22 protein-coding genes are annotated in these 23,173 nt (G+C 46.5%); 1 reads left to right on the top strand and 21 read right to left on the bottom strand.

The window, feature by feature from the left end; translation table 11 throughout:
* Positions 1-17 precede the first annotated feature (17 nt).
* The 4 genes from P401_RS0102305 to P401_RS0102290 form a co-directional block, all read right to left on the bottom strand.
* The gene (locus P401_RS0102305) at positions 18-920 is read right to left on the bottom strand and encodes a deoxyribonuclease IV (RefSeq protein ID WP_029341047.1); all 903 of its coding nucleotides are present in this window, start codon (positions 918-920) and stop codon (positions 18-20) included.
* A 98-nt stretch (positions 921-1,018) separates the two neighbouring features.
* Positions 1,019-2,371 (bottom strand): DEAD/DEAH box helicase, encoded by a 1,353-nt coding sequence (locus P401_RS0102300; protein WP_029341046.1) that lies wholly within the window; start codon positions 2,369-2,371, stop codon positions 1,019-1,021.
* 47 nt (positions 2,372-2,418) lie between these two features.
* Complete coding sequence (locus P401_RS0102295) at positions 2,419-3,372, bottom strand: sugar ABC transporter substrate-binding protein (RefSeq protein WP_029341045.1); 954 nt, start codon at positions 3,370-3,372, stop codon at positions 2,419-2,421.
* On the bottom strand, positions 3,369-5,132 hold the full coding sequence (locus tag P401_RS0102290) for a two-component system sensor histidine kinase NtrB (protein WP_029341044.1): 1,764 nt from the start codon (positions 5,130-5,132) through the stop codon (positions 3,369-3,371). The genes P401_RS0102295 and P401_RS0102290 overlap by 4 nt, the downstream gene beginning before the upstream one ends.
* A gap of 145 nt (positions 5,133-5,277) precedes the next feature.
* Here P401_RS0102290 and P401_RS0102285 point away from each other — a divergent pair, with 145 nt between their 5' ends.
* The gene (locus tag P401_RS0102285) at positions 5,278-6,225 is read left to right on the top strand and encodes a 4-hydroxy-3-methylbut-2-enyl diphosphate reductase (protein ID WP_029341043.1); all 948 of its coding nucleotides are present in this window, start codon (positions 5,278-5,280) and stop codon (positions 6,223-6,225) included.
* A 103-nt stretch (positions 6,226-6,328) separates the two neighbouring features.
* Here P401_RS0102285 and P401_RS0102280 read toward each other — a convergent pair whose 3' ends face one another.
* The 17 genes from P401_RS0102280 to P401_RS0102200 form a co-directional block, all read right to left on the bottom strand.
* Positions 6,329-7,441, bottom strand: coding sequence for a Nif3-like dinuclear metal center hexameric protein (locus P401_RS0102280; RefSeq protein ID WP_029341042.1), 1,113 nt, complete (start codon positions 7,439-7,441; stop codon positions 6,329-6,331).
* Complete coding sequence (locus P401_RS0102275; RefSeq protein ID WP_328286309.1) at positions 7,441-8,160, bottom strand: tRNA (adenine(22)-N(1))-methyltransferase; 720 nt, start codon at positions 8,158-8,160, stop codon at positions 7,441-7,443. The genes P401_RS0102280 and P401_RS0102275 overlap by 1 nt, the downstream gene beginning before the upstream one ends.
* 117 nt (positions 8,161-8,277) lie before the next feature.
* A complete protein-coding gene (cccA, locus tag P401_RS0102270; RefSeq protein ID WP_029341040.1) occupies positions 8,278-8,619 on the bottom strand; it encodes a cytochrome c550 in 342 nt (113 codons plus the stop codon).
* Between the two features lie 153 nt (positions 8,620-8,772).
* Complete coding sequence (rpoD, locus tag P401_RS0102265; RefSeq protein ID WP_029341039.1) at positions 8,773-9,858, bottom strand: RNA polymerase sigma factor RpoD; 1,086 nt, start codon at positions 9,856-9,858, stop codon at positions 8,773-8,775.
* A 34-nt stretch (positions 9,859-9,892) separates the two neighbouring features.
* Positions 9,893-11,689 (bottom strand): DNA primase, encoded by a 1,797-nt coding sequence (gene dnaG / locus P401_RS0102260; RefSeq protein WP_029341038.1) that lies wholly within the window; start codon positions 11,687-11,689, stop codon positions 9,893-9,895.
* Positions 11,690-11,835: 146 nt separating this feature from the next.
* Positions 11,836-12,645: a pyruvate, water dikinase regulatory protein gene (locus tag P401_RS0102255; protein WP_029341037.1), complete on the bottom strand. Its 810-nt coding sequence runs from the start codon at positions 12,643-12,645 to the stop codon at positions 11,836-11,838.
* A 12-nt stretch (positions 12,646-12,657) separates the two neighbouring features.
* Positions 12,658-13,287: a helix-turn-helix transcriptional regulator gene (locus P401_RS0102250; RefSeq protein WP_029341036.1), complete on the bottom strand. Its 630-nt coding sequence runs from the start codon at positions 13,285-13,287 to the stop codon at positions 12,658-12,660.
* Positions 13,288-13,308: 21 nt separating this feature from the next.
* A complete protein-coding gene (gene glyS, locus P401_RS0102245) occupies positions 13,309-15,369 on the bottom strand; it encodes a glycine--tRNA ligase subunit beta (protein ID WP_029341035.1) in 2,061 nt (686 codons plus the stop codon).
* On the bottom strand, positions 15,362-16,252 hold the full coding sequence (gene glyQ, locus P401_RS0102240) for a glycine--tRNA ligase subunit alpha (protein WP_029341034.1): 891 nt from the start codon (positions 16,250-16,252) through the stop codon (positions 15,362-15,364). The genes glyS and glyQ overlap by 8 nt, the downstream gene beginning before the upstream one ends.
* Before the next feature lie 288 nt (positions 16,253-16,540).
* Positions 16,541-17,290, bottom strand: coding sequence for a DNA repair protein RecO (recO, locus tag P401_RS0102235; protein WP_023467502.1), 750 nt, complete (start codon positions 17,288-17,290; stop codon positions 16,541-16,543).
* A 3-nt stretch (positions 17,291-17,293) separates the two neighbouring features.
* Entirely contained in the window at positions 17,294-18,202 is a 909-nt protein-coding gene (gene era / locus P401_RS0102230) for a GTPase Era (protein ID WP_023467500.1), read from the bottom strand.
* Positions 18,195-18,593 carry a cytidine deaminase gene (locus tag P401_RS0102225; RefSeq protein ID WP_023467498.1) on the bottom strand — a complete coding sequence of 133 codons (399 nt, stop codon included), beginning with the start codon at positions 18,591-18,593 and terminating at the stop codon, positions 18,195-18,197. The genes era and P401_RS0102225 overlap by 8 nt, the downstream gene beginning before the upstream one ends.
* Positions 18,594-18,641: 48 nt before the next feature.
* Positions 18,642-18,959 (bottom strand): diacylglycerol kinase, encoded by a 318-nt coding sequence (locus tag P401_RS0102220; RefSeq protein WP_231681784.1) that lies wholly within the window; start codon positions 18,957-18,959, stop codon positions 18,642-18,644.
* Positions 18,960-18,988: 29 nt separating this feature from the next.
* The gene (gene ybeY, locus P401_RS0102215; protein WP_029341033.1) at positions 18,989-19,465 is read right to left on the bottom strand and encodes an rRNA maturation RNase YbeY; all 477 of its coding nucleotides are present in this window, start codon (positions 19,463-19,465) and stop codon (positions 18,989-18,991) included.
* Entirely contained in the window at positions 19,462-21,519 is a 2,058-nt protein-coding gene (locus P401_RS0102210; protein ID WP_029341032.1) for an HD family phosphohydrolase, read from the bottom strand. The genes ybeY and P401_RS0102210 overlap by 4 nt, the downstream gene beginning before the upstream one ends.
* 36 nt (positions 21,520-21,555) lie before the next feature.
* A complete protein-coding gene (locus P401_RS0102205; protein WP_023467492.1) occupies positions 21,556-22,518 on the bottom strand; it encodes a PhoH family protein in 963 nt (320 codons plus the stop codon).
* A 171-nt stretch (positions 22,519-22,689) separates the two neighbouring features.
* Positions 22,690-23,160, bottom strand: a complete 471-nt coding sequence (locus tag P401_RS0102200) for a hypothetical protein (protein WP_029341030.1) — start codon at positions 23,158-23,160, stop codon at positions 22,690-22,692.
* Between the last annotated feature and the right edge of the window lie 13 nt (positions 23,161-23,173).

Here is a 23,173-nt window from a genome sequence, read left to right as displayed (position 1 = left end):
AGACACCCCTTTATGAGTTATTCGACCGGTGCACCTAGAATCGGTAAACGCCAGTCCGCGTCAAATGCACCAGAACGTAACATATCAATTTCTTCTTTATACGGCGCGACTTTTTTCTTTGGATCGAGTCCAATGTATGGTGTCTCTAGAATTTTTGGCAAATGGGCAAGTGCAGGATGATGCACGACACGGTGTAACGTATCAAATCCAATTTCACCAAAGCCGATGTTTTCATGACGGTCCTTCCGTGCGCCGCGGACGTTCTTCGAGTCGTTTACGTGAATGACCCCAAGACGATCGAGTCCGACGATCCGGTCGAATTGTTCGAGGACACCATCTAGGTCGTGCACGATATCGTATCCCGCATCATGCACGTGACATGTATCGAGACAGACAGACAAACGATCATGATGTGTGACGCCTTCGATGATTTGAGCAAGCTCCTCGAAGGTTTTTCCGATTTCCGATCCTTTTCCCGCCATCGTCTCAAGCGCGATCTTGACCCGTTCTTCGCCTGTCAGTACCTCGTTGAGTCCTTGAATGATGCGTTTGATTCCAACATCCTCTCCAGCCCCGACGTGCGCACCTGGATGTAATACGATATGCTGTGCCTTTTCTAATGCCTCTGCTCGTTTGATCTCAGCTGCTAAAAACGAAACGGCGAGTTCGAATGTCTCGGGTTTTGTCGTATTCCCCAAGTTGATAATATACGGTGCATGCACAACGATTTCCTCTATTCCATTAGCACTCATATGTTGCAATGCTTCTTGAATCCGTAACTCTTCCATCGGCTTACGTCGTGTATTTTGAGGTGCTCCTGTATAGACCATCATCGTCGTTGCACCGTAAGATGCCGCTTCCTCACTTGCACCTAACAGCATTTTTTTCCCCGAAACGGAGACGTGTGAACCTATTTTCATGTTCTTTTCCACCTTTCTCTTTTTACAGTGTACCAAATCTTGAAAACGACAAGACACCCGAAAAATGTTTTTTCATTTCACGGGTGTCTTCGACAATGTTATTTTGATTTGCGTGCGTTTTCTTTACGTTGCGCGCGACCGACACCACGTTGTTCTTTGATGCGTTCACGTTTTGCTGTTTCTTTCAGCTTGTATTGATGTTTCTTCTTATAACCTGGTTTAACACGTTTTTTCGCTTTTGCTGCTTCACCCGAAAGGCGACTATGCGCTGTCTTCGAGACGGCAGTCTTCATGTGCGGCTTCGCACGGCGACGTTCTTTGACTTCGACGATTTGACTACCTTTGACATCGACGTTCGTGAATTGAATGCCACGGTCCTCTAAGCGATTGATCATACCGTTCTCGTGATCTTCAAACAATGTGTACGCCAATCCATCTTGATCGACACGACCTGTCCGACCTACACGGTGGACGTAGAAGTCTAAATCTTTTGGAATACCATGGTTGATGACGTGCGAGACACCTGAAATATCAATTCCGCGTGCAGCAAGATCCGTCACGATGACGTATTGATACTTCGCATCGTTGATTTCTTTGATGGCTTGCTTACGACGACGAGCCGGAAGGTCTCCGTGAAGAGAACCAACGTTCAATCCTGCTTCTAAGAACAAAGCTTCGACTTCGATTGCTTCTGCTTTTGTATTCGTAAAGATCAAACAGATATACGGATTCAGCGCTTTCGCGACTTTCAACGTCAATTGCGAGCGCTCACGGTGCTTGACCGGAATCGTATGGTGAACGATTTTCTTCGCTGTCTGTTGTTTTGGATCCACATGCGCATAACGCGGGTTATTCATATATTTTTTCAAGAACGGTTGCAATTTCTCAGGAATCGTTGCTGAGAAGACCATCATCTGAAGCTGTTCTGGAAGAGCTTGCGCAATCCGGTCAACTTCTGGCAAGAAGCCCATGTCGAGCATTTGATCCGCTTCATCGATGATATAATGCTTCACGAAATGTGGCTTCAATGCTTGTTCCTTGAATAAATCTAGAATACGTCCCGGTGTTCCGATGACGATTTGGGGTGAGACTTTTACACGACCGATTTGACGTTCGCGATCCATTCCACCTGTAATGAGACTCGTCTTGATGAAGTCTGGTTCCTTCACGAGTAACGATTTCAGTTCTTCATGAATTTGCCAAGCAAGTTCGCGCGTTGGAGCAACGATGATTGCTTGTAATTCTTGAAGCTTTGGATCGACGTTTTGAACGATCGGAAGAAGGAACGATAACGTTTTTCCTGTGCCGGTTTGTGATTGACCGATGATATCGCGTCCCTTTACTGCAGCTGGGATGATCCGCGACTGAATGTCGGTCGGTTTTGTGATGCGGGCGTCATCGAGTGCTTCGATGACGAACGGGTGTAATTGATAATGGCTGAATCCATTCATGAATTGACACCGTCCTTTCCTTATTTGCTGAGGCTTCTGCCTCTCGATTAGTTCAACATGGTTATGGGTCTACTACCGTCATACAGATAGGAGTACGTATAAAAACGAGTTGGAATCTTTTTGTTTTTCGTATGAAGCTTCAATGCACTGAAGGCGACTTTCATCATCTCATCAGCACTCTGGACGACCGTCGCATCCATCGATTTCATGTCAACAGCTTCTAATATAGCACGATTCCCGTCTATGCCGACAATTATTTTTCCTTTGATGCCTGCTTTTTTCAATGCTTCGAGGACACCTAGCGCGATATCGTCATTGTGACAATAGACGGCATCAAACGGAATTCCCGACTCAATCACCTGCGTCATGACCTGTTCTGAAGTGACGGGATCGTAATCTCCATTCACGGATTCGACGATTTGAAGTTCCGCCTCACGCTCAAGACCAGTCAAAAATCCCCGGTGTCGTTCATTCGTCGTATTGACGTTTGCCGTACCTGCGACTTCAATGATATTAGCGGTGGCTCGTCCCGTCTGCTTGATGCGTTCATGTTTGATGAACGAGGCAAGTTGTTCCCCGATCAATTGGTTATTCGAGGTGATCGAACTGACGACTGCTTCGGAGCGAATCAATCGATCGATCGCGAAGACCGGAATCCCAGCACGGGCTGCCTCTTCTAACGTACTAGCGATATAGACATCATCCAGCGTCGTCACGAAGATTGCATCCACCTTCATTCGAATGAACTCTTGAATCTGCTCACGTTCATTGATGCGTGAGTTATGAGACGTCGCGACGACTGCTTCATATTTATTCAGTTTGGCTTGTGTCTTGAACGCATCGACAAGTCGTTGCGCAAATTCATGTTTATCATTGACGATCGTGAAGCCGATGAGATGACGACGTGGACTCGGATCCGGATTGACGAATAAATTGGAAATGAACAAAACGGATGAAATCCAAACAATTAGGACGAATAACCAGGCCTTATTGAATTTCATTCCGTTTGCTCCTTTCGAGGTAAGTGGACTTGAATCGTCGTACCGACCCCTGGCTTACTATCAAAAATCATCTTTCCTTTATGATCACGAACGATTTGTTTCGACATGAAGAGTCCAAGTCCATTGCCATCGACTTTTGATGTCTTAAACGCTTGACCGACATGATCAATTTGATTTCCATCCATCCCTACCCCATTATCCTGAACAATGAATACGACTTCTTCTGGATAAACGTGGACATGCAGATGACAGATTCCATCCGGTCCTTTAAACGCGACAGCTTGAAGAGCATTACGGACACAGTTTGCTAAAATCTGCAAAATCCCCTCTTCCGATGCATAAATCTTTGGCATGAAGGACGGTGTATAAATTTTGCAGTCCGCTTCGTAATGATGAGCTTCCGCTTCTAAGATATATGTCAGCTTCTTCATTAAATCATTCATATCGATCGTCGTTTTTTGAAGCGCATTGTTTTCGCCTTTCGATAAATCAAGCATCGTTTGAATCATGCCATTTGCTCGATCCAGTTCCGATAAGGCGAGAATCAACATTTCTGGATCACGATCCTTTTCTGCTGCTAACAACTGTAACGTCATCTTGACTGGCGTTAGTGGATTACGGATTTCGTGGGCAATTCCAGCTGCTAGTTGACCCAGTGAGGCTAGTTTTTCTTGATGTAACATCGTTTGTTGTTGACTCAACTGCTCAAGGCGCGCATTTTCCATCCGTTGAGCGTACTCGTTATAGGCAGCAACGAGTGTCTTGACTTCGTTTGATCCGGCACGCTCGAGAACGATTGGTTTGGGTGAGGTGCTTTTCTCAATCTTATTCACAAGTTCAAGCATCGGCGCCGTCAATTGTTTTGACATCAAATAGCCGACGATCAGACTGAGGACGAGCGTCAAGGCAGCGATGATCAAATACTGTTGCCGTGTCGTGTAGACTGGTTCATAAAAGACGCTTCGTGGCGTTCGAACGAGAATCTTCCAATCCGTCACCTTCAAATCTTTCGCAAAGTAATACATATCTTGGTTCGTACTAAAAATCTCAGAAGGCTCTACCGATTCAAAAGCACGTTCAATGACACTTTTCGATAATAAGCGTTCTTCATCCGGTACCAGATTACTGGATGTGGCTAACAATTCTTTTTTACTATTGAACAGGTAGGCAATCGTTTGATCGTCAAATGATTCAAGTGAATTCCGAAAGACGATCGAGTTCATGACACTTAACCCACCACCAAAGACACCGACACGTTCATTGCCGTCTCGAACCGGAACGAACATATAGGAAACGGCGTCTGATTCCATCGTATACAACTTACTCATATGAAAATCCGTACTCGTCAACGTTTGCAAGAATTCATCATCTTTTAGGATCGTACTGTTTTCTATGCGTCGATCCTCACTTGAGAACCAAGTGATTTGCTTCGTCTGTCGATCAAAGTAGAAGAAACTCTTAAATCCTGTATCAATGTCTAATAGATTTGATTCTTCAATTTTTTGTTTCAGCTTTTCGGGGTTTTTGACATTCAACTGCAAGCTCATGATCTCTTCGTGCAGATTCCCAATATTGTCGCGAATCGCATTTCCTGAGACCTCGACACTCTTTTCGCTCTGTTTCTCTGTTTGTTGCTCGACCCGAGAAATCGTGACCCGGTCAGCAGTGAAGGCAAGCGCTGAAATGACAAGACAAATCAGGATGAATAAGACGGCGGTGATTTGAAAAAAATACGACCGCATCATTTTCTTAGACTCCATCCCTTCGCCTCCCTTTTGAATAATTGACAACTTCATTAGTATAGCATGTTCTGTGGATGAAACAGACTCCTCTATTTTCATTCAGCTTCAATCAATGGTACACTCTAACTAATCATTCTTTTTCGCAAAGGGAGAATCCATAACTATGCTAGTAAAAAAAATCAGCCCCCGCGGCTATTGTTACGGTGTCGTCGATGCAATGAAACTTGCACAACAAGCGGCATTGAATAAAGACTTGCCACGTCCGATCCATATTTTAGGGATGATCGTCCACAATGCTCACGTGACACGTGAGTTCGAAAATATGGGTGTCATCACTGTCGATGGTCCCGATCGCCTCGAAGCGTTAGAGACGATTCAAGAGGGCACTGTCATCTTTACTGCACACGGCATTTCACCTGCAGTTTATGCGCGTGCTGCTGAGAAGAACTTACACGTCGTCGATGCAACATGTCCTGACGTGACGCGTACGCACGATTTGATTCGACAAGTCGTCGCGGATGATTATGAAGTCATCTACGTCGGCAAACATGGACATCCGGAACCTGAAGGTGCAGTCGGTGTAGCACCAGAGCATGTGCACCTCATCGAAAAAGTCGAAGATATTGATGAACTTCCGCCTCAGCTTGCCCACAAAAAAATCATCGTCACGAATCAGACGACGATGAGCCAATGGGATGTCCAAGCTTTGATGGAACACGTTCGTAAAAAGTATCCGCATGTAGAAGTACACAATGAAATCTGTAACGCAACACAAGTCCGGCAAGAAGCGGTGGCTGATCAAGCAGGAGACTGCGATCTCGTCATCGTCGTCGGGGACCCGCGTTCGAACAACTCGAACCGTTTGGCACAAGTATCCTTCGATATCGCTGGCACTCCAGCGCATCGGATTGGTGATCTAACGGAACTTGACTTAACTTGGCTCGAAGGTGTCACGCAAGTTGGTGTCACATCAGGTGCATCAACGCCAACACCGATCACGAAAAAGGTCATCGATTTCCTACAACAATATGATCCTGCTGATATCAGTACGCATGACAAGACACCGTTCCTTGAATTACGACGCATCTTGCCTAAAGTCAAAGTACTTTAATCATTACAATCGATACAGCAAAACCGAGTCGCGATCGTCATTCGCGACTCGGTTTTTTTATTACTAAATACGACGGTAGCATCGACGGATTCCATTCGATTCATCATAAAAACTGAAACGGATTCGTATTCGCTGTTGAAATCAGCAGTTCGACGTCGATTTTTTTCTGTTCGAATCGACGCTTCAATTCGTTGACGACGCCTTCCTTCATGACCGACTCTACATGATGTCCTGGATCGACGACTGCTAGTCCAAGTGCCATCGCATCATGCGCAACATGAAAATAGAGATCGCCTGTCACAAGGACATCCGCTCCCGCAAATGCTGCAGTCGAGACGTACTTATTGCCGTCACCACCAAGGACCGCAACTTTTTGGATGTGGCGTGATTCGTCTCCTACGAAGCGTAAGTTTTGTACACCAAACGCATTGCGAACATGCTCTGCAAATTCACGCAACGTCATTGCTTCCGGCAACCGACCAATCCGCCCAAGACCAAGTGATGTTGCTGGACGTTCTTGACGAATGAGATCATAGGCGACTTCCTCATATGGATGAGCCTGTTTCATCGCTCGAATGACTTGTTTCTGATTCAGTTCCGTGACGATCGTCTCGATTCGGACTTCTGAAACGCGTTCGAGTCGCCCTGCTTCACCAATATACGGGGTAGCTTCCGTCAACGGTCGGAATTGACCCGTTCCATCGACGTGGAATTGACAATCACTATAGTCCCCTTCTTTTCCTGCTCCCGCTTGTGCAAGGGCTGTTGAAACGCGCTCTACAGCCTCAGTCGGTACGAAGACACTTAGTTTATATTGCGTGTTTTCAAACGTCGGTGCTAGTACTTCACAAGACTCAAGACCAAGCGCATCTGCCATCCAGTCATTGACCCCGCCTGGTGTCACGTCAAGGTTCGTATGCGCAGCATACACCGCAATATCGTGTTTGATACATTTTGTGACGATCCGTCCTGTTGCAGAACGATCCGTCACATTTGCTAACTTACTAAAAATCGGTGGATGATGCGCGATGATGAGATCGACCTTCTTTTCAATCGCTTCATCCACGACAGACTCCAAGACATCAAGTGTTACGAGAACACGTTTGACGTCCTTGTTCAATGTTCCGATTTGTAGACCAATCGGATCACCTTCGAGTGCGAATTTTTTCGGAGCAAATGCTTCAAACTGCTCAATGACATGGTTCCCATTCGCCATTAGTTTGTCACCTCTTCCATCTTTTGAATCAACCGTTCGATGGCTTCGATTTTTTCAGATAAAACCTCCGTTGCTTGTCCTTGTTTCATCTGAGCTAGGATATACTCCCGCTTTTGTTTTTCGATCTGCCATTTTTCGATGAATTCTGGTGCACGTTCCCGCATTAACTGTGGTCCAAAGAACAATTCCCACTGACGTGTTGTTTCGTCCTCTGAGTACAGTGTTTCATCTCCACGTTCTGCAACAAGAATTTCATAGATCTTCCCGTTCTCCTCGACGATGGCTTCAGACAATAACGCATATGAATTCGTCAACAACCACTTCCGGACATCGACTGCATCGACATTCGGTTGAAGAATCAAGCGTTCCGCTCCCGACAACCGATCTTTCCCTTCTTCAAGGATTGAGGCAATCAGAGTTCCTCCCATTCCCGCAATCGTGATCGCCGTTGCTTCGCCCGGCTTTAAAACCGATAGACCACTTCCAAGGCGAACATCGATTTGGGACTCGAGCCCAACCAGTGCAACTTGTCCTTTTGCTGCTTCCATCGGTCCTTCATTCACCTCTCCTGCAATCGCGCGTTCGATTTTATGTTGCTGGATACAAAAACATGGTACGAATGCATGATCTGATCCAATATCTGCGAGGATTGCTCCTTGTGGAATATACGACACGACTTTTTGGAGTCGTTGATCCAATACGACGTTCATTTGCATCATCTTCATCCTTCCTATTTTCCGAAAAACTCTCTTTTAAAAATAGCGGATTTACGCTAAAAAAGATACCATACACCACAAAAAAACATCCATCTCGTGACGAGATAGATGCCCTTGTTCTTATTTCTTAGCAGCTAACCATTTGGCTAGAACAGCTGCTTCTTCGTCATTCGCAAGACCGCCAGGCATTTGCCCTTTACCGTTCATTGCGATGTCTTTAATTTCATCTTCTTTCAGCTTCGCGCCGATCTTTGTTAAGTTCGGACCTGTTCCGCCTTCTAAGTTTCCACCGTGACATCCTGTACATCCTTTAGATGCAAACAAGTCTTCTGGCTTCATTTCTGCAGTTGACGGCCCTTTGCGAGCTTCCTTCACCTGATCGACCCCAAAGTAAGACAATGAAATCATAGCGATGATGGCGATGACTGCGATCGCCGCGAACGGTACTAATGGATTACGCATTTGGATTCCCCCCATATTCTATACCCAACCAAGTTGGTGACTGAATGGTATTCCCCGTTACTATTCTACTGTAAAAAAAACAGGGAAGGAAGAAAAAAACGAAACTTTTTTCTTCCTTCCCACTAAAATTTCATATATTCTTCACACTTTGAATTAATCGAGGAAATCTTTCAAGCGTTTTGAACGACTCGGATGACGTAACTTCCGAAGTGTTTTTGCTTCGATTTGACGAATCCGCTCACGTGTAACGCCAAATACTTTTCCGACTTCTTCAAGTGTCCGTGTCCGACCATCGTCAAGACCAAAACGAAGACGGAGGACGTTTTCTTCACGATCCGTCAGTGTATCTAACACATCTTCGAGTTGTTCTTTCAAGAGTTCGTATGCCGCAGCATCTTGTGGTGCTGTCGCATCTTGGTCCTCGATGAAATCTCCGAGATGTGAATCACCCTCTTCCCCGATTGGTGTTTCCAGAGAAACCGGTTCTTGCGCAATTTTCAGGATTTCACGGACTTTTTCCGGCGTGATTTCCATCTCTTTCGAAATTTCTTCCGGTGATGGTTCACGTCCAAGATCTTGCAAGAGTTGACGCTGGACACGAATCAATTTATTGATCGTTTCAACCATGTGAACCGGAATTCGGATTGTCCGCGCTTGGTCAGCAATCGCACGTGTGATTGCTTGGCGAATCCACCATGTTGCATACGTCGAGAATTTGTATCCCTTCGTATAGTCGAATTTCTCGACCGCCTTGATCAGACCCATGTTTCCTTCTTGAATCAAATCAAGGAACAACATGCCACGTCCGACATACCGTTTAGCAATCGAAACGACGAGACGTAAGTTTGCTTCCGCCAATCGTTTTTTTGCTTCTTCATCGTTTTGCTCGATTCGTTTTGCGAGTTCGACTTCGTCTTCCGCATTCAACAAATCGACACGACCGATTTCTTTTAGATACATCCGGACAGGGTCATTGATCTTGACACCAGGAGGAACAGACAAATCGTTTAGATCCGCCTCTTCTTTTTCGTCCCCTGTACCGTCATTGTTGACCTTGATACCTTCTGTTTCAAGCAATTGAAGGAATTCCTCGAATTGCTGAGCATCCATTGATTCGAACGAACTTAGTTTGTCTTCGATCTTTTGGTGTGACAATTCACCATTTTTATGTCCGAGCGCGATGAGTTCCTCTTTCGCGAGACGGAGTAATTCAGCTTCTGATCTTGCTTTTTCTGCCATCGAACCATACACTCCTTCCACATCATGCAGCAGGTCATCGATCTTTTAAACGACGCTTCCGTTCTATGATCGCCTGCATCAGCTCCGCTTGAGCACGGATATCTGTTTGTTGATTCAATCGTGACTTTTCTTCTTCTAACAACCGACGTTGCTGTTCATTTTGGACGGCACGAATGTAGTGACTGAGCAAATCAGGATCATACTCAGGCATCAGCATGAACTCTAAATCCGCTACAATTCGTTGCAAAGAGGCGTCGTGCAACATCGTCAAAAAACGATCAGGACTTCCCTGCGTACCTGCTCCGTAAAATTCATATAGCTTGCCGGCAATCAATTGGTGTGCCGGATCATTGAATTGGACACCTAGTTGCTCTCGCACTTCAAGACATACTTCTTCTGAACGGATCATGTAGGCAAGCAAGAAGCGTTCTGCCTTCTTCCAGTTCGCGAACGTTCGGTCAGGAGGTGCTGTCGGTAGAGCAGCTGGGCGATCGGAAACGATTTGTTCTCTCTTCGGTTGTTGCACGGTTGGACGCACTTGTGCGATCAAGGAGTCTTTCGAGAGTTTGAATTCCTCAGAAAGTTTTCCTAAATAAATGTCCCGTAACAACGGATTGGATGTTCGACCAATCTCTTCAAGCATAGTTTCAATATATCGAACGCGTTCTCCTTCTAATCGCAAGTTTTTTCCTTGTCGAAAATAAAAAGATTTGAATTCAAGACTTGAAACCCGTTCTTGTTCGATCCAGTGTAAAAACGTCTCTTCGCCCTGAGTCCCAATGAAGGAATCCGGGTCTTCGCCATCCGGTAAACGGATGACGGAACAGTCGACGGCAACGGCTTCAAGCAACTGTAGGGCTTTTAACGTCGCAGCGCGTCCTGCCTTGTCTCCGTCATAACAAATAATGACTTCATCGACGATACGTGCTAGGTTTTGGGCATGAACCGGTGTTAAGGCTGTTCCTAAAGAAGCTACCGTATAAGGTATACCCGCTTGAGCGACACGCACAACATCAAGATTCCCTTCAACGAGGACGACTTGTTTGATTTTGCGCATCGCCCCTCGTGCTTGAGCGAATCCGAATAACAGTTCACTTTTATTGAACAAAGGTGTTTCCGCTGTATTGACATACTTCGGATCACGACCATCAATCGAACGTCCACTAAATCCGACGATCGTGCCATCACGATCGGAGATAGGGAATACGACTCGACCGTTGAATCGATCTCGATAATCGCCATCGCGTCCGATTGAAATCAATCCCGCTTCGACCATCTCATCTAAATCAAACCCACGTCGTGCCAAGGAATCCACTGTAAAACGATCTTGATCCGGCGCATACCCGAGTCGGAACTCACGCATCGCACCTTCACGGATACCGCGATTCTCTAAATAGATTCGTCCTGCGTCGCCTGCTTCCGTTTGAATCAACACCTCATGATACAACTCGGTGACGATCCGATGTGCTTCGCGCATCCGGAACTTCTTTTCCTGTTCGGGTGTCGATTCTGATTGTTCGAATCGGTCCGGCTCCAGTTCCGGAAGTGTGACATCACTTCGATCAGCTAATTTAGAGACGGCTTCCTTGAAACTCATTCCTTCTGTTTCCATGACGAAAGTGATCGCGTTTCCACCTGCACCACATCCAAAACAGTAGTACATCCCTTTATCAGGAGAAACAGAAAAGGAAGGTGATTTCTCAGAATGAAACGGGCAAAGCCCTGAATATCGATTCCCTTGTTTTTTTAATTCTACACGTTCTGAAATCAATTCGACGATGTCCGTTGCTTGGCGGACCTGATCGACGATTTCATCAGGAATTCGCTTCATTCCGTCCTCTCCCCTTTCCTTGAGAACTTATCCTTACATGACCATACCCGCAATGAAACGGAACGATGACTCGTTCCGTTTCATTAGAAAAAGGGCATTATCTCATTTATCAGCTAAACAAGTATACTATGTTCCTGACTGCTTGACTAGTCATGCGCCTTCCCGGAAATTCCGGTCAAAATCAGGTTCGCCGTTTCCTCGACTGCTTTATTCGTCACGTCGATGACTTGGCAACCGATTCGTTCGTATAAATTCCGTGCGTATTCGAGTTCCCGGTTGATTCGGTCCATCTGCGCGTACGCTGCTTCTGGTTTGAGTCCTAATGAACGCAGGCGTTCCATTCGGATGTCGATCAACTTTTCCGGTGAGATGAGTAGTCCAAAACATTTTTCTTTTGGAATATCGAATAGCTCTGTCGGCGGGATCGATTCAGGTACGAGTGGTACGTTCGCTACTTTATATCGTTTCAAGGCCAGATACTGCGAAAGCGGTGTCTTAGATGTACGCGACACCCCAATCAAGACGATGTCCGCACGTTTAATTCCTTTTGGATCACGTCCATCGTCATACTTAACAGCAAATTCGACCGCTTCGATTTTTCGGAAATATTCCTCATCTAAGCGATAGATTAATCCTGGCTCTTCCTTCGGTTGCATCTGCAAGCGATCTTCCATCGTATCAAGCAATGGACCAAGTAGATCAATCGCTTTTACACCGTGGGCACGCGCTGTGTCTGCAAGCAGACGACGATGGGTCGCATGAACGATCGTAAAAGCGATCGTCGCTTGTTCTTCTTTCGCATGAAGAACCAAGTCATAAATGACTTGATCATCATCGACGAACGGAATGCGGACCGTTTCGATGGCTTGTTCCGGGAATTGGATTGCAGCTGCGCGGACGACGAGTTCACACGTCTCTCCGACAGAGTCACTCACGACATAAATCCGTTGACGCATCAGGAACCCTCCTTAAATTTCTTCATCACGTGCTAAAGCGACCAACACTTTCGTCATGTTCGTCTTCGTCATTCGACCAACGACTTTCAAGACGCCGTTCTCCTCTTCGACGACTGGCATTGAATCAATCTGTTTTTCGATCAGTTTCATACCGGCACCAATCAACGTCTCCGATTTTTCACAGACCGTCAAATTCGGCATCCGTGTCATGATGATGTTGACCGGTAACGAGTCTAATTCTTGATTACCGATTGCCGCACGTAGAAAATCCTTACGTGACAACACACCGACTAACGCATGGTCCTTACTGACGACGAACAGCGAACCAACATCTTCAAGGAATAAGTGAACGATCGCATCGTATACGGTCATCCCTTCATGAATGACCTTTGCCGAAGACATGAATTCGCCGACGGTCAAGGTGTCGAGTTTCTCATGAAGCATGGACGCATTTTTCTTTCCAACGTACATATAGCCGACACGTGGACGCGCTTCTAGCATGCCGGTCATCGTTAAAATCGACAAATCGGGTCGTAATGTCGCCCGTGTCAGGGAGAGCGCTGCAGCAATCTGCTCTCCCGTGATCGGACCATTCTCTTTGACGATTTGGAGTATCTTTTTTTGCCGTTCATTTAACTTCATCGGCTCATCCGTCCTTTTTCTTTACGCTAAAGTAAGTGCATTGAACCGGGCGACTGATTCGATTGCTTGCGCAAATCGTTTCATTTCGCTAAGACGGTTCGTACGGACTGTTTCGTCGTCCGTCATGATCATCGTACCGTCAAAGTATGCTGTGATCGACGGAACGGTTGCCTCAAGTGCCTCAAGCGCTCGTTCATAATCAAGTGACGCGATGGCTTGATCTACCTCTGGTAAGGTTTTCTCAATCGCCTCATGCAACGCGCGTTCCGCATCATTTTCAAAGAGCGCTGGATTAACAGTTGTGACGTCTTCTGCTTTTTTCGAGATGTTTAAGACACGACTGAGTTGTTCGACCGTTTTCTTGAACAATTCTTTTTTCGTCGCACTTTCAAGCATCGCAGCACGCTGCTCATTCGCTTCGACTGTCAACGTATGATCAAGAGCGGCTTCGACGACATCATGACGGAAGTTCATTTCCGATAGACGGTATTTCAAGCGTTGTGCAAAGAAGTCTTGTAATGCAGCTTGAACTTCTTCGGCATCCTTCGCATAAAGACCTGCTGCCACCTGTTCTGAAACGACGAAGGCAATCAGTTCAGTCAATGTCAGATTCAACTTACGATCTGATAAGATTTGAACAATCCCTTGTGCTTGACGACGCAATGCGTACGGATCCGCTGATCCACTCGGAATCATACCGACGCCAAAGAATCCAGCGACGCTGTCCATCTTATCAAGAATCGCATAGAGTGTTCCTGTCGGTGTCTCCGGACTTGCATCACCCGCGAAGCGTGGCATGTAATGTTCACGAATCGCAGCCGCAACTTCCGGATCCTCATTCTTCATGTTCGCATAACGCTCACCCATCAGACCTTGTAATTCTGTGAATTCATAGACCATTTGACTGACCAGATCGAATTTATAGATTTGTCCTGCACGTTCAACACGTGTTTTGTCCGCACCGACACGATCTGCAAGTGCGAGCGCCATCTGACGGACGCGACGGACTTTTTCGCCTGTCGTTCCTAATTTTTCATGGAAGACGATTTTATCAAGACGTTTCGCCTGTTCATCGATATCTGCTTTTTTATCTTCTTCATAGAAGAACTGCGCATCGGCTAAACGAGCACGGATGACTTTTTCGTTTCCGCGTGCGACGTTTTCAAGATGTGTTGTGTTTCCGTTTCGTACCGTGACGAAATAGTGGAGCAACGCACCGTCACGTTTGACCGGGAAGTAACGTTGGTGTTCTTTCATCGTCGTGATCAAGACTTCTTCTGGTAACTCAAGATACGCTTCATCGAATGCACCGAACAAGGCTGTCGGATACTCGACGAGGTTCGTGACTTCTTCAAGTAAAGACGCATCAATCGGCACTTCGAATTGTTCGCGTGCCGCAAGCGCTGCGATTTGTTCTTCGATCAATTGACGACGTGCTTCATAACTGACGATGACGTTTTCTCCTGCGAGCGCTTCGACATACGCGTTCGGACGCAGGATTGTGATGTCCTGCCCGAGGAAACGATGTCCACGCGATGTCCGACCTGTTTCGACGGATGCGACTTCAAACGGGATGACTTGATCGTCAAGCAGGGCAATCAACCAGCGAATCGGACGCATGTAACGTAACGATTGTGTGCTCCAACGCATGTTTTTCGGGAATGTCATCGCTTCGACGACTTGTTTTAGTCCAGGAAGTAGATCAGCTGTCGCTTGTCCGACTTCCTTACGTGTCGCATAAAGGTATTCGACTCCTTTTTCTTCTCCAAGGAAAAGATCATCCGTCGTTAACCCTTTACCACGCGCGAATCCTTCGGCTGCTTTCGTCCAGTTACCGTCTTCATCCATCGCGATGCGTTTTGCTGGTCCTTTTAATGTCTCTTCGAGGTCGCTTTGACGTGCTGCGAGACCTTTGACATACACTGCAAGACGGCGTGGTGTCGAGAAGGATTCAACGCTCGCGAACTCAATCCGTGCTTCTTCAAGAAAACGCGTCACGCGTTCCTTGAGTTGTGTTTCCGATTGAAGGACGAATCGAGCCGGCATTTCTTCTAAACCGATTTCAAGTAATAATTCATGCATGTGACTCACCTGCTTTCGACTTGATCAATGGGAAGCCAAGACGTTCCCGTTCTTCGATGAAACTTTGCGCACAACGGCGCGACATGTTCCGGACACGATGGATGAATCCTGTGCGTTCCGTAACAGAGATTGCTCCCTTCGCGTCGAGAAGGTTAAAGGTATGCGAACATTTCAAGATGTAATCATATGCCGGGAAAACGAGGTTCTCGTCCAAGGCACGATTTGCTTCTTTTTCATATTGATCGAACAACGTGAAGAGTAACGCGACATCAGATGTTTCAAACGTATACTTCGAATGTTCGAACTCTGGTTGATAGAAAATATCACCGTATTTGAAGCCATCCGTCCAAACGAGATCAAAAACACTCTCGACGTCTTGAATATACGACGCGAGACGCTCAATTCCGTAAGTGATCTCTACTGCGATTGGATTACACTCGATTCCACCGACTTGTTGGAAGTACGTGAACTGCGTGATTTCCATTCCGTTCAGCCACACTTCCCAGCCGAGACCTGCAGCACCGAACGTTGGGTTCTCCCAGTTATCCTCTACGAAACGGATATCATGTTCGAGTGGGTTGATACCGAGCAACTCGAGACTTTGTAAGTACAATTCCTGAATGTTGTCAGGTGATGGTTTCATGATGACTTGGAATTGATGATGTTGATACAGACGGTTCGGGTTCTCCCCGTAACGACCGTCAGCTGGACGGCGTGATGGTTCTGTATAACAAACGTTCCATGGTTCTGGTCCGAGACTCCGTAAGAATGTCATCGGATTCATCGTACCGGCTCCTTTTTCTACGTCGTATGCTTGCATCGTCAAGCAGCCTTGTTCTGCCCAAAATTTTTGTAATGTCAAGATCATGTCTTGTACTGTCATCTTCACGACTTTCACCTCCGAAATGATTAAGGAACGCAAAAAACGCCCCTATGTACAACAATCGTTGCACATAGGGACGAGACGAGCCCGCGGTTCCACCCTACTTGCATGCATCGCATGCCACTCTTTTTGACAAAGAACACTCCGAAACGCCATTCGCGCCCCTCTCACTCCCAGCTCACACCACCCTGGAATCGCTTGATTGAGAAAAAGACGGTACTCCTTTTCGTCATCGTGTTCATTTAGTTACTTCTACCGCATTTATTCTACCGAACCCGCTTGTTGCTGTCAATCGTTGCCGAAATCAATCAACTGGTCGAGGACACGTTTTGAACGCAGGCGTAACCCGCTGTAACGTTCCATATAAGCATCCATGATTTGACGTAGTAGACGCTTCGTTTCCGGTTTCACCGTCACGGTCCCGATCCGTGAAAAATCGTAGACAGAAAATACGTAAAGCATCTTCGCGACTGCCTCTGACATGAAGACAGCATGTTCATCCTCATGGCGATGCCGGCGACAGAGTAGACCGCCATGGTGTAACGAAAAAGCAAACGGTGCTTCAGCACTCCCGCAAATCGTACAACCATTCAAATGAGGCGCAATCCCTAGATGACGCAACAGACGCAATTCGATGATGAAAGAGACGACGTCAGGATCGAGTCCTTCATCCATCGCCTCCAGTCCTTCGACGAATAAATCATACAGTGCCGGTTGTGGCACCCGTTCATCAAGCGCTTTATCTGCAAGCTCCAGTAGATACATCGCATACGCCATCAAGACGACATCTTGCCGGATATGCGCGTGGCTCGTGATGACGTCTGCTGATTTCAACTGACCGAGACCACGTGACCTTGGATAGATATAGACGGCTCGAACGAAAGGCTGGCTTGCCGCGTTAAAACGACTACCCGGCTTCTTCGCTCCTCGCGCCATGACGGCGAGCTTGCCGTATTCACGTGTCAGTAGCGTGACGATTTTATTCGATTCACCGTATACGACCGTTCGTAGTACAAGCCCTTCCGCCTTATCGATCATCGCTTAGTACTCGTCATCGCGGAAGCCAAGTTCACGCAATTGACCGGCCTTGTTACGCCAATCCTTTTGGACTTTGACCCACAAGTTCAGGTAAACTTTCGTTCCGAGTAACATCTCGATGTCCGTTCGTGCTTCAGAGCCGATTTCTTTTAGAAGTGCTCCGCGTTTACCGATGATGATTCCTTTTTGGGAATCGCGCTCGATCAAGATCGTCGCATGGACATCGACCATGTTTCCATTCTCACGCGTCTTGATTTGATCAATCGCGACTGCGATCGAGTGTGGTACTTCGTCGCGTGTCTTCTGCAAGACTTTCTCACGAATCATCTCTGAGATGATAAAACGCTCCGGGTGGTCAGTGACTTGATCCGCCGGGTAATACATCGGTCCTTCTGGTAAGATCTTCGCGATTTCTTCAAGTAACGGTCCGACGTTGTTACCTTGAAGCGCAGAGATCGGAACGACTGCCGCAAACTCGAGCTCATTTTTATATGACTCGATGATTGGCGGAATATCATTCGGATGAATCAAATCGACCTTATTCATGACGAGAATGATGGGTGTATCGAGTTCCTTCAATTTTTCAATGATGAAATCGTCACCTTTTCCTTTTGGTTCTGTCACGTTGACCATGAACAAAATCGCATCAACTTCACGCAATGCGTTCGTTGCGACCTTCATCATGAAGTCACCGAGTTTATGTTTTGGTTTATGAATCCCTGGTGTATCGATGAAAATCGTCTGAACGTCTTCTGTCGTATAGACACCTTGGATCTTATTTCGCGTCGTTTGTGGCTTATCAGACATGATGGCAATCTTTTGTCCGATGACACGGTTGAGGAATGTCGATTTTCCGACGTTCGGGCGTCCGATGATCGAGACAAAGCCCGATTTGAATCCTTCTTTAAACATGTAAATCCCCTTTCGTGAATGCTCCTGGTAAGAGGGCGCCCACTGTTGTTTCTGTGACATCCCCTTTAAGGTTCGTCAAATAGATTGGCATATCTGCGTCACACATCTCTGATAGCACTTGGCGGCATTGTCCACATGGTGCGACCGGTCCTTCTGTGTCCGCAACGACAGCCATCGCTGCATACTCGCGCGCATCCTGTGCCCATGCAGAGAAGATTGCTGTCCGTTCTGCACAGTTACAAAGACCATATGCAGCGTTTTCAATATTGCAACCATGGAAGACTTGTCCGTCTTTTGTTAGTAGAGCAGCACCGACTTGGAATTTCGAATATGGAACATACGCTTTTTCGCGTGCACGTTTAGCTTGTTCGAGTAATTGTTCTGTTTTCATGTGAGTATCCCCTTCTTAGGAACGGTATTGGCCAAAAAGGCCGGATTCTTATTGTACCAAATATGGGATGAAGATGCATAGTGCAATTGCAATAGATGTAAGCGCCAACACAAGAACAGCTCCACTTGCAATATCCTTGACTGCTTTTGCCAGTGGATGCCATTCCTGCGTCACGAGATCAACGACGCGCTCAAACGCTGTATTGAACATCTCGGCACTGATGACGATCCCGACCGTCAAGAAGAGAATCGCTCGCTCGACAGACGTCAAGGGTAATAGAAAAGCGACAAGTAACACGATGGCACCAACTGTCACGTGAACTTTCATATGCCGTTCTTCTCGAATCGATTGGCACAATCCGTTCATGGCATGTCGAAAGGGTTGCCACCAGCTTTTCACAATGTGCCCCGATATAACTCGAAGTGATGCAGGATTTCCTCCTGTCGCTTCGTCATGACTTCCTCATCTGCTTTTTCAATGTGATCGTATCCGAGTAAATGGAGAAAACCATGGACAGCGAGGAAACCGAGCTCTCGCTCAAAATGATTGCCATACTCTGCCGCTTGTTCACGACACCGTTCTACGGAAATGATCAAATCGCCGAGGACGATTGGTTCATCTTCCAGCAATCCAAAATCGATTTCATCTTCTCCGAGTTCTTCCATCGCAAAGGAAATGACGTCTGTCGCCTGATCCTTTCCACGCCATTCACGATTGATTTCTTGAATCTCATCGTTTGAGACGAAAGTCACGGACAACTCACTATTTGAATCGACTTCTTCTTGTTCCGCCGTGTAAATCAAAATCGATTCGACAAGCTGTCGTTGTTCTTCCGTTAGACGATTATTTTCGTCTGTCATATAAATATTCATGTCGTTGCCTCTTTCTTTAATTCTGGATACTCGATTCGTTCATGGAACAAACCGGATAAGGTATGACACGCACTTTCACCGACGCGATAAATCTCACGTGTCGTAATGTCACATTCCGCAAATTGGTCATCCATCATCTTTTCACGAATGATTTTCGAGACCAAGTCCCGAATTCCTTCTTCTGAAGGAGCTTTCATCGAACGAACTGCCGCTTCAATCGAGTCAACGATCATGATGACCGCCGCTTCACGGGTTTGTGGTTTCGGACCCGTGTAACGGAACGTCTCCTCGTCGACCTCACCTTGTTCTGCTGCCTTGACATAAAAGTATCGTAGCAGAGAGGTTCCATGATGCTGGCGGCAAATATCGATGATCGCTGCAGGCAGTTTTGCGTCTTCGAGTAATTCAACACCATCCTCAGTATGTGCCAAGATGACACGTGCCGACTCTTCCGGTGTCAATCGATCATGGGGATTGCGTCCATGCTGGTTTTCAATGAAATAAAGTGGTCGTCGCGTTTTCCCTAAATCATGATAGTAGGCTCCGACTCGTGCAAGCAATCCATCTGCTCCGATTGCTTCACAGGCTGTTTCTGCTAGGTTCGCGACCATCATACTATGATGGTACGTTCCCGGTGCTTCAACTAATAGTTTTTTGAGTAACGGATGCGTCGGGTTCAACAGTTCGAGTAGGCGGGTCGGTGCTAAAATACCGAATGTCATCTCAAGAAACGGCAATAGTCCAATTGCTAGGACGGCACTCAAGATACCACTCGCAATCGCAAAACCGATTAAAATCAGCGTTTCTCGTAGTTCGAACGTACCACTTCGTAACAGGACGAATGCTAAGAAAATCGCGATGTTTGCTCCGGCAATCGAAATACTGCTCATGAAAATACGACGACGCGACAAACTAGATTGTAGGAAAAACGTTGCAACTAACCCACCGACCAATAAATAGATCGCGATATTGAAGCTGAAGTTTTGATTTGCACTATAGAAGAACGTTCCAGCAAGCGCCGTAAAAAGAGAACTCGATAATGCAATCCGTTCGTTCAATAAATTGCGCAGGACAAGCGCAGCAAAAGCGGTCGGTGTGAGTAAGTAAAGTGCAGGATTGATGTCGTCTGCTAAGAACGCCATACCATACATGACGAGTAATTGTAGACTGACGACGAGATAGACAAGACCGAATAAACGAATCCGCCCCATTTGAGCGTATCGCAATTTCGAACGATGAATGAATCCAAATAAAAAGGCAGTCATCAACGCACTGACAAGCATCGCACCGAGTAACGGTTTCAACGACTGTCGATCAGAAATCAAACCGACCAGTTGTAGCTGACGATAGGCATCTTGTGAAATCACTTCGCCTCGTTTGACGATCACTTCACCTTCTGAAATAATAACCGGTTCGACTTTATCACTCGTCTGCTTACGAAGCTGTTCCGTCTTTTCCGGATCATAGACGTAATTCGTCACGATCAGTTGATCGGTCAGCGCTTTAGCGACTGCTTTTAATGAGAAGGAGAGCGGCGAACGTTCGATATCAGTCCGCGCATTCTCACGTGCTTCTGCTACTTCACCACCATCGGACGAGATACGTTGACGCATCGCTTCTTCAATCGCTGTAATGACGACGTCACGTGTCGTATTCCGAAGTGCTGTCGTCGACGTCACAAGCAAGCGTAACTCATCATCCTTCAACAGTGTCGCCGCCTCCGTTCCACGCAGACGCTGTTTGATTTTACCGATCTCATTTGCTTTTTTAATACCGGACAAACTAGCAAAAAGTTGTTCTACTTTATCAATTTGCTGTGCTGCATACTCTTGTTTGATCGTATACTGACTCTCGATTGCAGCAACCGAATTTTCCTTGATTTGATTTGTTGCGACCCGGTCCTCCATCGTCAAGGGTGACCGGATATCTTCTTCTGCAATTGAGAATGGTTCTGCGGACAAGGCTTCTGGTCGAACGCTGACATACATCATCGTCGATACGATGAGATAGAATATTACTGTCAAAAGACCGACCCAGACCCCAACCTTGCGCATATCATCTCCCCCTTTTTCCTCTATTTCCGTAACGGCTTAGGTCAAATCCTGACTATAAGCATCAACGATTTTTCGGACAAGTGGGTGACGTACGACATCAGCTGAGCCAAAGTGCTCAAAATGAATCCCTTTGACATTGCCGAGCAAATGTAACGCTTCTTGTAGACCAGACGTTTTTCCACGCGGAAGATCGACTTGTGTTAAATCGCCCGTAACAATCATCTTCGAATGGAATCCGAGACGCGTCAGGAACATCTTCATTTGTTCCCGTGTCGTATTTTGCGCTTCATCGAGAATGACAAAAGCATGTTCAAGCGTCCGTCCTCGCATGTAAGCAAGCGGTGCGATTTCGATGACACCACGTTCAAGCAGACGAGCCGTATGCTCGACACCAAGCACGTCATGTAGCGCATCGTACAGAGGACGTAGATAGGGATCGACCTTTTCTTTAAGATCCCCTGGAAGAAATCCTAGATTTTCTCCTGCTTCTACTGCCGGACGCGTCAGGACGAGTCGTTTGACGTGACCTTCTTTTAACGCTTTTGCTGCCATCACGACAGCAAGATACGTTTTTCCGGTTCCCGCTGGACCAATACCGAATGTCAAATCACAGCGGTCGATTCCCCGAACGTAACGTGCTTGACCGAGTGTCTTTGCACGAAGTGGTTTTCCTTTATGATTCGTATGAATGACCGTATCGTAAAGTTCTAGCAGTTCATCCACACGATCTTGACGTGCAAGTTGAATGGCGCTCGTCGCGTCACGTTCCGTTAAAACAGCTCCGCGATTCACAAGTTGTTTCAAGACGCCTACGACCTGTCCTGCTAAGATCACAGACTGCTCCTGTTCGGATTGTGCCAACAGCTCATCTCCTCGATGGGTCAGCTGAACGTCAAGTTCTGCTTCCATCGTACGTAAGACTGCATCATTCGGACCGACGAATGCTTGAATCTGTTCTGAATTCGAAAATGCAAATGGGATTCTTTCGTTGAATATCACGTTGTGAATGGCCTCCTAGTCATGGATAACAAGTTGTCATCGCTTCATATCTAATCTCTTCCACTTTAGCACTTCCGCCGAAAAGATGGAAAGAAAAACCCGTTCCCACCTTTTAGGAAATAAAAAGAGTCGATCCTACGCGTTTCGTAGAATCGACTCACTAGACAAATATTAGCGTTTGCGCTTGGAAACAGGCGCACCAAGAACTTCACTCCAAACGATGGCACGTCGCATTTCATCTTGTGAAATCGTCGTTGCTGATGCTGAACGACTAGACGATCCAATGGCACCATCTGCTACGCTATCTTTGATTTCGCCAATCGTCGATGAGGACATCCCTTTTTTCGAATGTTGCTTTTGACGTTGGTCCAAACGTTGTTGCAATTCCGTTCGTTCATGAACTGGTCGCGCTTTCGTTTGCGTTACCCCCGGTTGTTTCTTCGCGGGTGCTTTTTTACGAACGACAGGTGGAGGTACCGTCTCTTGTCGCATCGTATCGACCTGTTCGGTCATTTGCTTCACATATTCACCGAACTCCTTTGAAGGAGTTCGGTTCGTCTGCTTCGGTTTTTTATCTGCTGCTTTTGAGATGACGGAGATGACACCGAATGCGATCATCAATCCGACCCATATGATATCCATACCGTCTCACCCT

This window comes from Exiguobacterium acetylicum DSM 20416, from assembly GCF_000702605.1.
GTDB classification, from domain to species: domain Bacteria; phylum Bacillota; class Bacilli; order Exiguobacteriales; family Exiguobacteriaceae; genus Exiguobacterium_A; species Exiguobacterium_A acetylicum.
This window is presented reverse-complemented; position numbering and strand designations above follow the sequence as displayed.